Genomic DNA, 12,700 nt, shown 5'->3' with positions numbered 1-12,700 from the left:
GACTGGCGCCATCATTCCGGCTTGCCGGGGTGATGGCGTTCTTTTACCCGCGCCGATAGCGCGCGGGGGACGATCCGAAATGCTGCTGGAAACGCCGGATAAAACTCGCGCTTTCGGTATAGCCGACCCCATGGGCGATTTCCGCCACCGACTGGCCGGTGTTGCGCAGCAAATAGGCCGCGGCATCCATCCGCCGCTCTGCCACCAATGCACGCAGCGAGAAGCCCTCCGCCCGCAAATGCCGCGCCATGGTCTCCTCGGAAAGGGCAAGCCGCTGTGCCAGCGCCTCGCGTTGTGGGATCGCGCCGGGTGGATAGCTGGCGATCAGCGCACGCAGCCGATTGACCAGACCGGTTGACGGATGTTCCACACTGGCCTTGCGGGCCAGATAATCGTCGATGATGGGATAGAGGCTGTCGCTCAGCACCTTGCCGCGCACCTCCAGATGGCTTTCGGGGAAGTAGAGCGCATTGCGCTCCTGTCCGAAGAAGACGTCGCACTGGAAATAATCCTCATAGCGCGACAGATCGCCCACCCGCTCATGCTCGAAGCGTACTTCGGTCAGGGACAGGCTACCGCCGCAATATTTCTGCGCCAGATTGAACATGGCGCTGATCGAATATTCTGCGTCCTGCCGGCGGTTGCCCAAAGTGGGATCGAGAATGCCATATTCATAGATCGCCAGACGGCGCTCCTCGGCAAAACCGATGCGCGATCCCTGCTGCATCAGAGTGAAATAGCGCGTGAAGCCGTTAAGGGCATGGCGCAAGGTCGGCGCGCTGAGAAACAGCAGGCTAAGCGGCCCGACGGCATCCGAGCCCACCAGTCGCCCGGCCATGAGCCCGAATTGCGGATTGCGGATCAGCGTGGCGCAACTTTCGATGAAGCTCAGGAAATCGGCTAGAGCAATGAAATTGTCCGCATCGTCAATATCGGCCCGCGTCAACCCGATGCGCGCCAGCAGAGCATGGGTTGATTGCCCGGTCAGTTCCACGCAATTGGCGATATGCCGCAGAAACTGGGCGGAGATGGTGGGGGCCGTCATGCCGCTTATGCTAGCGTAACCTCAACCGCTGGCAAGCTGTGGACGAACATAAAGCAGAGCGTGAAGGATAAGCTCGACCGGCTTTTGGCCCATTCTGTCAGAGCGGAATCCATCTGGTGCTCATCCTCGGGCATGTCATGCGTTGACAATGTTGCGCTTGAATTCTAATTGGCGGCCATGATCAAGACCTCCGTCCTTGCCGGGCTTTATTATTACCGCTGATTGGCGGTGGGTCTTGTGTCGTCCTTTAACCGCTGTCTGACCAGCGGTTGCATGTTCCCAAGGCAAGGCCGGTTTGACAGCTTTCTTATGAAAGCATCGTCTTATGGCACGGTCTGCCCCGTTGGATCACCGTTCACTTGGCATCATCGGTTTTGGAGCATTCGGACGGTTGATTGCCGAACACATGCGTGGTTTCGTGAAGATCCACGCCACGGACGCCTTGCCCATCGCCAATGCGCCGCATGGCGTTACACCCACTGATTTGGGGGGCGTCTGCGCCTGCGACATTGTGGTCCTGGCGGTGCCGGTGTCTGAACTGGAGCCGCTTTGCATGCAGATCGCGCCTTTGCTTCGCCCGGGCGCGTTGGTGATGGATGTCGGCTCGGTCAAGGTCGAACCGGCCCGGATCATGGCGACGCTGCTGCCCCGGCATGTCTCGCTCATCGCCACGCATCCCCTGTTCGGCCCGCAAAGCATCAAGGGCGGTGCCGCTGGCCTCAAGCTGGTGATGTGCCCGATACGCGGCACGGATGAGCGCCGTATCGCCGCGTTTCTGCGCAAGGCGATGGGGCTCCGGATCATCCGGGCGACGCCGGAAGAGCATGATCGGGAAGCCGCCTACACTCAGGGGCTTACCCATCTGATTGCCAGAGCCTTGCTGCCTCTCGAGGCGCCGCGGCGTATCACCACGCGCAGCTTCGACCTGTTGTGGGAAGCTGTCTCGATGGTCCGGCATGATGCGGCCGGCGTGACCGCGGCCATTGAGAATGGCAATCCTTACGCCATGGATGCCAGACAGTCGTTCTTCGCCGAAATGGACAGCCTTCGACAAGACTTGGGGTGAATGGACGTTTCGGCGCCGCTTGCCGCATTCCGGAATCCTGAAGTGGCGTATTCTGCAAATCTTCACCGTTGGACTCTCATTCACCCGCTGACGGCGGAAGCGCGAGCCCAACACATATCAATGATAACGTCGTCGTCAGGCTGAAAATCGCGCATCCTGAACAATGATATCGATGCTTTCCAGCTGCTTTGCCTTGTCGGCCTCGTTCAGGAAGGCCCTCTTGAAGGAGCAGCCCAATGCCTCGCCAGACATCGCCGAGGATCTGCTGATCTCGGATACCTTCCTGCTGGCGGTTCGTGAAGGATCGTCGCTGATCGGCCGGTCGAAGCTAAAGCTGTCTGCTGCGCTCGCCGAACTCCGTGGCGTTCCCCCAACCGGGAGGGTCGGACTATGCCCATACCCAAGCCAGGACGCAAAGTTTGGTCTGCCTGCGGTCATGAGCATTGTCGAGCAATGTTGTGAGCGCGTTTTGCCGAAAAGCGGGTGTTGTGATGAGGCGCCTGCCCCAGTCGCATTCCTGGCAATGTCGCGCTAAATGCCATATGGATAAAAATCACTTGAATATGACCGTAAAATGACGCAGCATCCCTGAAGCAGGCCATGGTCAACCAATAAGGCGATCCGGGAAGGCCTGATGATCCATACGATCGGGGAGGCAATCAATGAACCGTCGAGAAACATTGCAAGCTATGGGTGGGGCTGGCCTGCTGGCTTCGGCTGGCTCAGCATTGGCGGCTGAGCGGCGCCAGCCCTGGGGTGTTCAATTGTTCACTGTCCTGGCTCTCCTGGAAAAGGATTTCGCTGGAACGCTGCGCCAATTGGCCGCTCTGGGCTATCGCGAGGTCGAGACCATCGGCAGCTTCGGCCGTCCACCCGCCGAATTGCGTGCGCTCTTCGAGGGCTGCGGTCTGATTTCTCCATCACAGCATATCGCGCCCGACGATGTCTATGCCTCCTTCGCAGCCTGGACCCGGCGCGAGATCACCACGGACCAAAACCGCGCCAACTATCTGGCCGCCTTCACGCAGGAGCGCACGCTTTCCATTGTGGAAGACGCCATCGTTAAGGCCCATGCACTGGGCCAGCGCTATGTCGTCTGGCCGATCCTGTTCAAAGAGCAGATGGCCAGCCGCCCGATGCTCGACGGCTGGTTGAAGCTGTTCAATACGGCAGGCGACATGTGCGCGCAGGCGGGTCTGGTCTTTGCCTATCACAACCATGCGCGTGAATTTGCGAAACTGGGCAACGATCTGATTTACGATCTGATCCTTGCCAACACCAATCCGCGCACTGTGCAGCTGGAGCTGGATTTCTACTGGATCACGCAGGCCCATGGCGACCCGTTCGCCTATCTGGAGCGTAACAAGGGCCGGTATTTTGGCTGCCATGTGAAGGACATGTCGGCCACTGGCGATTTCGCCACCGTCGGGCAGGGGACCTTGCCCTTGCCGCGTCTGCTCTCTGCGGCGCGTGCTGCCGGCGTGAAGCATTTTTATGTCGAATATGATCGCTCTGACGATCCGATGGGCGCCATCACCGACAGCATCGCTTACCTGAAACGCCAGGGCTGACCGTAACCGCGAAGTTGGACTTGCCGCGCCATGGGGTATTTGACGCAGGTGGGTTGAGTTGACAATTCAACTAAATTTTCGCCTAATTGTTTTATCAAGTCTTGGAGTCCCTGATGCGCCTTTCCAGTCCTCGCCCTTTATGCCGGACCTCGAGACTGCTCGGCTGTGTCGCTGCCGCGCCGGTGGCACTGGCACTGCTGTCGGGCTCGGCTCTGGCACAGGCCCCTGCCGCGGAGAGCGCGACCGACACCCGCGCTGCGGCGCTGGTGACACGCATGACCTCAGCGGAAAAGATCGAGATGATCCGGGGCGTGCAGGAAGGTCCCGCCACCGATCAGGGCGAGGCGGGCTATCTGGGCGGTATTGCGCGCCTTGGCATTCCCGCGCTGCGCATGGCCGATGGCCCTCCCGGCGTGCTGACGCGTGAGCCTTCCATTGCTCCGCCCGCCACCATGGCGCTGGCCGCCACCTTCAGCCGCGCCGATGCGCAAGCCAACGGGCAGGTCATCGCGAAAGAGGCGCAGCGGCTGGGCGTGGATGTGGTGCTTGAGCCCTTCATCAACATTCTGCGCGACACGGCGGTGGGGCGCGGCTGGAACACCTTTGGCGAGGATCCTTTCCTCTCGGGCAAAATGGGCGCCGCACAGGTCGAAGGCATTCAGAACGAAGGCGTGATGGCGCAGGCCAAGCATTTCGTCGGCTATGACAACACCGGCTACAATATGGTGGCCGACGATCAGACGCTGCATGAAGTCTATCTGGCGCCGTTTCAGGATGTGGTCGATGCTGGCGTGTCCTCGATCATGTGCGCCTATAACAAGGTGGGGGGTCAGTTCGCCTGCGGCAGTCACAAGCTGCTGACCGACCAGTTGCGCGGCGAGATGGGCTTCAAGGGCTATGTCACCTCCGATTGGGGCGGCGCCCATAAGCCGCAGGATGTGACGGCGGGGCTCGACATGGAAATGCCCGGATTGATGCCCAAGGGCAGCCCGTGGTTGACCATCACCCGTTCCTATTTCGATGGCGACAAGGCCCCGATCGCACCGCTGACCATGGATATGTCGGTGCTGAGTTACGTCTTCAGCCGGGCGATGCCCGAGGACAGCACGCCGGCAACGGCGGCGGGCGGCAGCGCGCGCGCGGCGGCCATGCATGGCCAGTTTCCTGACGATCCCGCGCCGATCAACATGGCCACGGCCCTGTCGCGCGGGCTGGTGAGCCAGAAGGCGGTCGATCAGGCAGCCTATCGCGTGCTGCACGAAATGAACCGCTTCGGCTATCTGGACGGCAAGACCCACCAACCGACCCATCTGGCCCCCGCGCCCGAAAGCGAGGCCATCATCGCCAAAACGGCGCGTGATGCGGCGGTGCTGCTCAAGAATGAGGGCGGTATCCTGCCCCTGGCCCCGTCGGATATGGATGGACTGGCGCTGGTGGGGCCGGGCGCCAATCAGGTGGTGGCGCTGGGCATCAATGCCGAGCATTCGCTGGGCATCGTTGCGACCCAGCGCGGCACTGTGGATGTGCTGAAGGATCGCCATCCGGGCAAGGATATCGCCTTTGCCGTGGCCAATGACATGACCGGCACGCCGATCCCGGCCTCGGCCTGGGGTGAGGGGCTGACGCGCTATCGGGATGGCAAGCCGGTGAGCCGCGATGCCGCGCTGGATTTCACCGCGACATCGGGTAAGGCGCTGCCGGCCGACAGCATGCTGAGCTGGAAAGGTGAGCTGACTGTGCCCGCCGCCGGCACCTATGGGCTTTATCTGCAAGTTTTGGGGTCGAATGCCGAGCTGATCGTGGATGGCAAGCCGCTGTCGCACACCGCCTCCATGACCGGCGCGCGCCATGGCGATACGGTGCAGGCGGGGCAGGACAATCTGCTGCCCACCACCGACGGGCTGGACAATGTGCGCCGCGATGTGGCGCTGAGCGCTGGCAGGCACAGCATCGAGCTGCGCACCTTCAGCGACACCTCGCATGCTCCGGTGCAGGTTCGTCTGGCCTGGATGACGCCCGAGCAGAAGGCCGCCAATGTCCATGAGGCCGTCGAGAAGGCGGCCAGCGCGAAGAAGGCCGTGGTCTTCGTCTGGGTGCGCCAGAGCCCGGTCTTCGGCATTCCGGGCGACCAGAATGCGCTGGTCGAGGCGATTGCCGCGCGCAATCCCAACACCATTGTCGTGCTCAACACCAGCCTGCCGGTGGCCATGCCGTGGCTCTCCAAGGTGAAGGGCGTGGTCAACATGTGGTGGCCGGGCGACAAGGGCGGCGAGGCGACTGCCGATATTCTGGAAGGGCGCGCCAGCCCCGCCGGGCGCCTGCCCTTCACCTGGGGAGAGGCCTTGGCCGATTATCCCACCCATGACCCCGCACATCCCGAGCGCAGCAAGCCTGCCGCCGATGGCGCGGTGGTCTATTCCGAAGGCATCGATGTCGGCTATCGCGGCTTTGAGCGCAAGGGCGTCAAGCCGCTCTATTCCTTCGGCTATGGGCTGAGCTACAGCCATTTCGACTATGCCGGGCTGAAGGTATCGCCTGCCGGAGACGGGGGGCTGGATACCTCCTTCACCGTCACCAACAGTGGCAAGATGGCTTCCGATGAGGTGGCGCAGGTCTATCTGGGGGCGCCTCAGTCCTCGCCCGCGCCAGTCGCGATCAAGGCGCTGGCAGGCTTTGACCGTATCACGCTGGCCCCAGGTGAGAGCCGGATGGTGACGGTGCATGTCCCGGCCCGCAGCCTGCAATATTGGAACAGCAGCGCGCATGCATGGACATTTGTGCCGGGCGAAAGGCCTGTTCTGGTGGGCGGTTCGTCTCAGGATATCCGTTTGAGCGCCAAGGTTTCCAAGCGGTGAAGATGTAAGGGCGCTGCCCCGCACCAAGGGGCAGCGCGGCATGCGTTTGCGTAAATAAATGAATATTCATCTGACTTATCAATTTATAAATGCGTGACGGGATCGCGCCGAAGAGAAGGGGAAGAACCATGAGGACGATGCAGAAAACTCTAGCCGCCGCTGCGATGGCTGGCGCCAGCCTGCTGGTGATGGCTCAGGCCCATGCCCAGAGCGCGCCTGCTGCTGCGGTGCCCGCCGACGCGCCTGCCGCCTCGGGCGTGAGCGACATCGTGGTGACCGCGCAGAAGCGTGAAAGCACCGCGCAGAAGACTGCGGTGGCCATGACCGTCTTTGACGCCAAGGCGCTGACCCGCAACAATGTCGCCACGCTTCAGGACATGACCAAGCTGGCACCCTCGGTCAGCCTGGGTCAGAACTCGGCCGCTGTCGTCGTGGGCATCCGTGGCGTGTCCAGCCGCGACACCAATGAAATCGCCGATCCCGCCATTGCCATCAGCATCGACGGCTTTTCGATCCAGCGCCCCACCGGCCTGTCGGACGCGGTCTTCGATCTGGAGCGCGTCGAAGTGCTGCGCGGGCCGCAGGGCACGCTTTATGGCCGCAGCGCCACAGGCGGCGCGATCAACTTCATCACGGCCAAGCCCAAGGACCATTTCGAGGCCAGCGCTTCGGTGGGCTATGGCAATTACAATGCGCTCACCACACAGGGCATGATCAACGTGCCGGTCAGCGACACGCTGGCAGTGCGCGCCTCCTTCGCCACCACCAGGCATGACGGCTATCGCACGGCCGAGGGCCTTGGCCGGAACGGCGACGATGCCGATTCCAGCGCGGCCCGCCTGAGCGTGCTGTGGAAGCCGATCGACCGCCTCAAGATCCAGGTTACCGGCCAGATTTCGAAGATGTCGGGCGTAGGCCCCACGGTCGAGGGTTTTGCCTTCACCACGGTGGACAGGAGCTATCGCCCCAATCTGCAGATCAACGGCACTCCGCACAGCAATCCCGCGCAGTATATCAGCAACACCATCAAGTCGGTGCAGGCTGATGTGGAATATGATCTGGGCTTTGCCACCGCCATGTACATCGGCGGCTATCGCGACATGAACTATCACCAGCTGCGCGATCTGGACGGCACCACCAACGCCAGCAACTATTATCAGCCCAACGAGAACCCGCGTGACCAGCAGCATGAGGTCCGGCTCGTCTCGAATGGCACGGGCCGCTTCAAATGGCAGATGGGCGCCAATTACTTCAACGAAGACAACAAGCTGCTCACCTACTATCAGACCTACGCCACCTCCAGCACGCCGACCAACCGCTATATCTTCGATTACAGCGTGAATGCGCGGTCCGAAGGCGTGTTCGGCCAGGCGTCCTATGAGCTGATCGACGGGCTGACGGCGGAAGCGGGCATCCGCTATTCCCACGACACCAAGAGCCGCAGCGGCTATCAGAACCTGGGCGCGGGCAATGTGCCGCAGGATGGTTACGTCGCCAGCAGCAAGGTGACCTATCACACCGCGCTCAACTGGCAGGTGACGCCGCGCAATCTGGTCTATGTGAAGTATGACACCGGCTACAAGCCCGGCGGCTTCACCACCATCTTCGGCACCGGCGTGTTCGACTATGCGCCCGAAACGATCAGCGCCGTCGAGGCGGGCACCAAGAACCGTTTCCTCGACAACAAGCTGCAGCTCAACGTTTCGGCCTTCCACTACAATTACAGCAACCAGCAGGTCTCGGTGGTCAATCCCTCGGGTTCCTCGGCGGGCGCGGGCACCAGCTATGTGATCAATGCCGGTCGCTCGGAGATCTATGGTCTGGAAGTGGAAGGCGTGCTGGCGCTGACCCCGCGTGACAGCTTCGATCTGTCGACCAGCTATCTGCATGGCCGTTTCAAGGATCTGTGCACCGTGCATTCGACCACGGGGGCCTGCACCACCAATTTCGCGGGCAACCGTGCGGTGCAGGCGCCGACCTGGATGATCAACGCGGGCCTGCAGCATGATTTCGCTGTGGCCAAGGGCAAGCTGACGCCGCGTATCCAGACCCACTATGAAAGCTATTCCTATCTCGGCATCGAGAATTACGGCTATCAGCGCAACGATGGCTATTTCCGCAGCGATGCCATGCTGACTTATGAGGCGCCAGGCGCCAGGTGGAACCTGCAGGCCTATGTGCGCAATCTGGAAAATGCCGTGGTCATCACCACCGCCAATGCCAGCTTCGGCGCCTATAATTATGCTCTGGCCGCGCCGCGCACCTACGGCATCAAGCTGACCTACAACTGGTAACAGTCATGAGGGGGAGCGGCGCCGGTCCTCGAAAAACCGGCGCCGTATCCGCCAGCGGATCAATCCGACAGATTATAGGACAGGCGTTGCAACAGGGCATTGAGCATATCGATCTCACCCGCCTCGACATTCTCGAAGGCGCGGCGATAGATGCGATTGGCCGCTTTCCAGGCCTGCTCGCCGGCTTCGCGCCCGGCTTGAGTCAGGCGCACTTCGGTGACGCGGCCATCGGTGGCGCTCTGCTGCGAGACGACGAGCCCATCGATCTGCATGCGCTGGATGATCTTGGTCATCGTGGGCAGCTTGACGATGGCATGATCGGCAATCTCGCTGACGCTGAGCACATCGCGGTTGCGCAAGGACATCAGCACCCGCCAGCGCGGCACGTCGAGGCCGATGGCCTTCAGGGTCAGCTCGATGCGGTGCAGATAATGGCCGGTGAAGCGGGTCAGCCAATAGAATGGCCATTGCTCCATGCGGAACTCGTCGGGATCGGTCGGGGTGGTCACCGGCGTATCAGCCATCGTCTCTTCTCTTGTAAAAGGGCTGCCTTATGGCGCCGCTGAATATCCAGCACCTTTGGCCACGATACCGTTCCACAGGCAAGTGATAAATAAGTTGACTATTCACGTAAAAAGCACAGTATGAATCCTATGTTCAACGCCCCTTCCTCCATCTTCGTCGAAACCTATCCGACCGAGGGCACCAAGCCGACGGTCGCGATCAAGGACTGCATCGACATCGCCGGACGCGTCACCGCTTGCGGTTCGCGCGCTCTGGCTGGCAGTCTGCCGGCGCAGCGACATGCCGCTGTGGTTCAGGTGTTGGCCGATGCCGGTTGGCGTATCGCCGCCAAGGCATCCATGCATGAGCTGGCCTATGGCATGACCGGCATCAATGGTTGGACCGGCACCGTGCCCAATCCGCTCTATCCGGGCAGAATTGCGGGTGGATCCTCCAGCGGATCGGCGGCGGCGGTCGCGGCCGGGCTGGTCGATGTGGCGCTGGGCTCGGATACGGGCGGATCGGTGCGTCTGCCTGCGGCCTGCTGCGGGGTGATCGGCCTCAAGTCCACCTATGGGCGGCTGAGCCGCGACGGCGTGCATCCGGTGCATTCCTCGCAGGATTGCGTCGGAGTCTTTGCCGGCTCGCTCGATCTGCTGGACAGGGCCATGGCGCTGATGGACCCGACTTATGGTCAGGCCGAGGTTGGGCCGATGCGGATCGGCACGGTGATTGCCGAGGCCGACGAAGAGATCGCTCAGGCCGTGGCCGGGGCCGTCACAGCATCGCCACACAGCGTAAGGCCATTTTATCTGCCGCTGATGCAGGAGGCTTTCGAGGCCGGAGTGATCCTGATGGCCGCCGAGGCGCATGAGGCCTATGCCCATCTGCTCGCCTCCGGCTTGCTGGGGGCCGATGTGGAGGCGCGGCTGCGCGCCGCGCCCGCCATGGCCACGCCGGACAAGATCGCCTGGGCGCAGAACATCCGCCGCGATGTCACTCTGGCGATCGATGCGGCGCTGACGGCTTGCGACATTCTGGCGCTGCCCACGCTGCCCGCCTTTCCCCCGATGCTCGACGATCTGGGCGATCCGGCAGCGGTTCTGCGTCTTTCGGCGCTGGTACGTCCCTTCAACCTCTCCGGCCATCCGGCGCTTTCGCTGCCGCTGGCCACGCCGTCGGGGCGTCCGGCTGCGCTGCAACTGGTCGCCGCCAAGGGGCAGGACGCGCGGTTGAGCGCGGCAGCCCGACACATCCCCTTTATCGATATCACGACAAGGACAAACGCATGATCGCGGCTGCTGCACAGGATGCCACCGCCCCGGCCCAAGCCCCGGAGGCCTTGGCCATCCATGATGATTTCATCGCGCGCCTGAAAGCCCGCCGCGCCGAATTTGCCGCGCTGGGCCAGCTGCCTGCCGACGTGGTGGAGGATTTGCGCAAGCTGGGCGTCTATCGCGCGCTGGTGGCGCGGCGCTATGGCGGCGATGAATGCTCGCCGATGGCCTTTCTCGAGATGGTCGAGCGCCTGTCGCAGGCCGATGGTTCGGTGGGCTGGGTGGCCAGCTTCGGCGTCTCCTGCATGTATCTGGCCTCGCTGCCCGAGGCGACCTTGCGGCAGCTTTATGCGAACGGCCCCGATGTGATTTTTGCCGGTGCGCTCTTTCCCCCGCAGGAGGCGCAGCGCGTCGCAGGCGGCATTCAGGTCTCCGGCCGATGGAAATTCGGCAGCGGCTCGACCGGGGCCGATCTGATCGGTGTAGGGGTCAAGCTTGCCGATGCCGATGACGGCGGCCTGCCGCGCATGGCGGTGATACCCGCGCACAAGGTCACCATCGAGCCCAACTGGGACGTCATCGGCCTGCAGGGCACGGGCAGCCACGATCTGCTGGTCGAAAATGTGATCGTGCCCGAGGAATGGACCTTCGTGCGCGGTGGCACGCCGACCATCGACAGCCCGCTCTATCGTTATCCTTCCATGGCCTTTGCCGCGCAGGTGCTGGCGATAGTCGGTCTGGGCGTGGCGCGTGCTGCTCTGGATACGATCACGCAGATGGCCGGTGGCCGTGCCTCGATCACCGGCGCCCCCACGCTGGCCGACCGCGCCTATGTGCAGAGCGAAATCGCCAAATCCGAAGCCGCGCTGCGCTCGGCCCGCGCCTTCTTCTATGAGGCGACGCAGGATGCCTGGGCCACGCTGGAAGCGGGGGAGACGCTGAGCGTCAAGCAGATCGGCCTGTTGCGTCTGGCCTCCACCCATGCCGCGCGCGCAGGCGCCGATGTTACCCAGAAGGCCTTCACCCTCTCGGGTACCACCGGCATCTATCGCGACCATGCTTTGGCGGGGCAGTTGCAGGATGCGCTGGTCGTCGCCCAGCACGCCTTCCTGTCGGAAGGTACCTGGCAGAATGCGGGCAAGGTGTTGCTTGGCCTGCAGAATGCTCCCGGTTTTCCCTGAAAGGTTTTACGTCATGACCGATACACCCAAACCCCTTCGCGTCCTCTTCTGCAGCGCCGTGCTTCAGAACTTCTTCGACCTGCCCGCCGCCGAGATCGGCAAGGTCTGGGCCGCCACCGGCGAGATGCTGAAGGGCATCCGCGATCTGCCCGGCGTCACCGTGCTGGGCACGCTGGACGACGACGAGACGATGGTGGGCACCTCGCCCAATGGCTGGCCCTGGACCTTCTACATCATGGCCGATGTGGTGGACCGCGCCACGGTGGTCGCCGCCTGCAACCTGTTCCGCACCATCGAGGTGGGCGAGCACCGCCTGTGGAAGTACATGCGCGTGGAAGCCCGCATCGGCCGCGAGCTGGTGATCCCCGCATGAGCGATACGCCGCCCGATCTGGCGTCGCTGGCGCGGCGCGTCGCACGCCTTGAGGCGGAAGGGGCGATACGGCTGGTGGTCGCCACCTATTTCCGCCTGTGCGACACGCTGGGACCGGACACCGACTGGGCGGCGATGGAGGCCCTGTTCACCCGCGATGCGGTCTGGGCAGGGCGGGGGCGTTACGCCCGCGCCTTTGGCCGGCATGAGGGGCGCAGCGCCATCATGGGCATGCTGCGCGCCTATGCCGACCCTCCGCATTTCGTGCTGAACGCCCATTATCTGGCGAGCGAGATCATCACGGTTCATGAAGGGCCGGGCTCGGGCGCCAGCGCCAGCTGGATGATGCTTCAGGTCTCGACCTATCGCGATGGCCGCTCCGACCTGCGCAGCGCCGCGATTTCGATCGAGATGGCGCGCGAGGATGGCGTCTGGCGCATCGCGGCCTTCACCACCGACAACATCTTTTCCCGCGATGTGGGGCCGTGGAACGACGAGGCCCCCATTTCGGTACCCGAACCCACCACGGAGGAAA

General features: G+C 62.8%; 11 protein-coding genes. 9 read left to right on the top strand and 2 right to left on the bottom strand.

The features are described 5' to 3' along the window. Positions 1-43: 43 nt before the first annotated feature. Positions 44-1,045, bottom strand: a complete 1,002-nt coding sequence (locus tag SR3_RS00050) for an AraC family transcriptional regulator (RefSeq protein WP_068079372.1) — start codon at positions 1,043-1,045, stop codon at positions 44-46. Positions 1,046-1,370: 325 nt separating this feature from the next. On the opposite strand from SR3_RS00050, the gene SR3_RS00045 reads away from it, so the two are divergent. The 5 genes from SR3_RS00045 (at position 1,371) to SR3_RS00030 (ending at position 8,831) form a co-directional block, all read left to right on the top strand. Further along, positions 1,371-2,111, top strand: coding sequence for a prephenate dehydrogenase (locus tag SR3_RS00045; RefSeq protein ID WP_068079370.1), 741 nt, complete (start codon positions 1,371-1,373; stop codon positions 2,109-2,111). Between the two features lie 220 nt (positions 2,112-2,331). Next, positions 2,332-2,646 carry a hypothetical protein gene (locus SR3_RS31035; protein WP_157098547.1) on the top strand — a complete coding sequence of 105 codons (315 nt, stop codon included), beginning with the start codon at positions 2,332-2,334 and terminating at the stop codon, positions 2,644-2,646. A gap of 229 nt (positions 2,647-2,875) precedes the next feature. Next, entirely contained in the window at positions 2,876-3,682 is an 807-nt protein-coding gene (locus SR3_RS00040; RefSeq protein WP_245653652.1) for a sugar phosphate isomerase/epimerase family protein, read from the top strand. 182 nt (positions 3,683-3,864) lie between these two features. Next, positions 3,865-6,537, top strand: coding sequence for a beta-glucosidase family protein (locus SR3_RS00035; RefSeq protein WP_218018729.1), 2,673 nt, complete (start codon positions 3,865-3,867; stop codon positions 6,535-6,537). Between the two features lie 128 nt (positions 6,538-6,665). Beyond that, entirely contained in the window at positions 6,666-8,831 is a 2,166-nt protein-coding gene (locus SR3_RS00030; protein WP_084454765.1) for a TonB-dependent receptor, read from the top strand. 59 nt (positions 8,832-8,890) lie between these two features. Here the strand turns inward: SR3_RS00030 and SR3_RS00025 are convergent, their stop codons facing one another. Beyond that, complete coding sequence (locus SR3_RS00025; RefSeq protein WP_068079364.1) at positions 8,891-9,355, bottom strand: MarR family winged helix-turn-helix transcriptional regulator; 465 nt, start codon at positions 9,353-9,355, stop codon at positions 8,891-8,893. 120 nt (positions 9,356-9,475) lie between these two features. On the opposite strand from SR3_RS00025, the gene SR3_RS00020 reads away from it, so the two are divergent. The 4 genes from SR3_RS00020 to SR3_RS00005 all read left to right on the top strand — a co-directional run. Beyond that, a complete protein-coding gene (locus tag SR3_RS00020) occupies positions 9,476-10,627 on the top strand; it encodes an amidase (RefSeq protein ID WP_068079362.1) in 1,152 nt (383 codons plus the stop codon). After that, positions 10,624-11,793 (top strand): acyl-CoA dehydrogenase family protein, encoded by a 1,170-nt coding sequence (locus tag SR3_RS00015; protein ID WP_068079360.1) that lies wholly within the window; start codon positions 10,624-10,626, stop codon positions 11,791-11,793. Before SR3_RS00020 ends, SR3_RS00015 begins: the two co-directional genes overlap by 4 nt. A gap of 13 nt (positions 11,794-11,806) precedes the next feature. Next, positions 11,807-12,166, top strand: a complete 360-nt coding sequence (locus SR3_RS00010) for a hypothetical protein (RefSeq protein ID WP_068079358.1) — start codon at positions 11,807-11,809, stop codon at positions 12,164-12,166. Further along, on the top strand, positions 12,163-12,700 hold a 538-nt coding region (locus tag SR3_RS00005; RefSeq protein WP_068079356.1), incomplete at its 3' end, for a nuclear transport factor 2 family protein. The genes SR3_RS00010 and SR3_RS00005, both read left to right, overlap by 4 nt.

Source organism: Novosphingobium rosa NBRC 15208, from assembly GCF_001598555.1.
GTDB classification, from domain to species: domain Bacteria; phylum Pseudomonadota; class Alphaproteobacteria; order Sphingomonadales; family Sphingomonadaceae; genus Novosphingobium; species Novosphingobium rosa.
This window is presented reverse-complemented; position numbering and strand designations above follow the sequence as displayed.

What these genes read in the sequence shown, in the direction of transcription:
- SR3_RS00050 (WP_068079372.1), bottom strand. Translation starts at nt 1,045, where the DNA reads ATGACGGCCCCCACCATCTCCGCCCAGTTTCTGCGGCATATCGCCAAT.
- SR3_RS00045 (WP_068079370.1), top strand. Translation starts at nt 1,371, where the DNA reads ATGGCACGGTCTGCCCCGTTGGATCACCGTTCACTTGGCATCATCGGT.
- SR3_RS00030 (WP_084454765.1), top strand. Translation starts at nt 6,666, where the DNA reads ATGAGGACGATGCAGAAAACTCTAGCCGCCGCTGCGATGGCTGGCGCC.
- SR3_RS00025 (WP_068079364.1), bottom strand. Translation starts at nt 9,355, where the DNA reads ATGGCTGATACGCCGGTGACCACCCCGACCGATCCCGACGAGTTCCGC.
- SR3_RS00020 (WP_068079362.1), top strand. Translation starts at nt 9,476, where the DNA reads ATGAATCCTATGTTCAACGCCCCTTCCTCCATCTTCGTCGAAACCTAT.
- SR3_RS00015 (WP_068079360.1), top strand. Translation starts at nt 10,624, where the DNA reads ATGATCGCGGCTGCTGCACAGGATGCCACCGCCCCGGCCCAAGCCCCG.
- SR3_RS00010 (WP_068079358.1), top strand. Translation starts at nt 11,807, where the DNA reads ATGACCGATACACCCAAACCCCTTCGCGTCCTCTTCTGCAGCGCCGTG.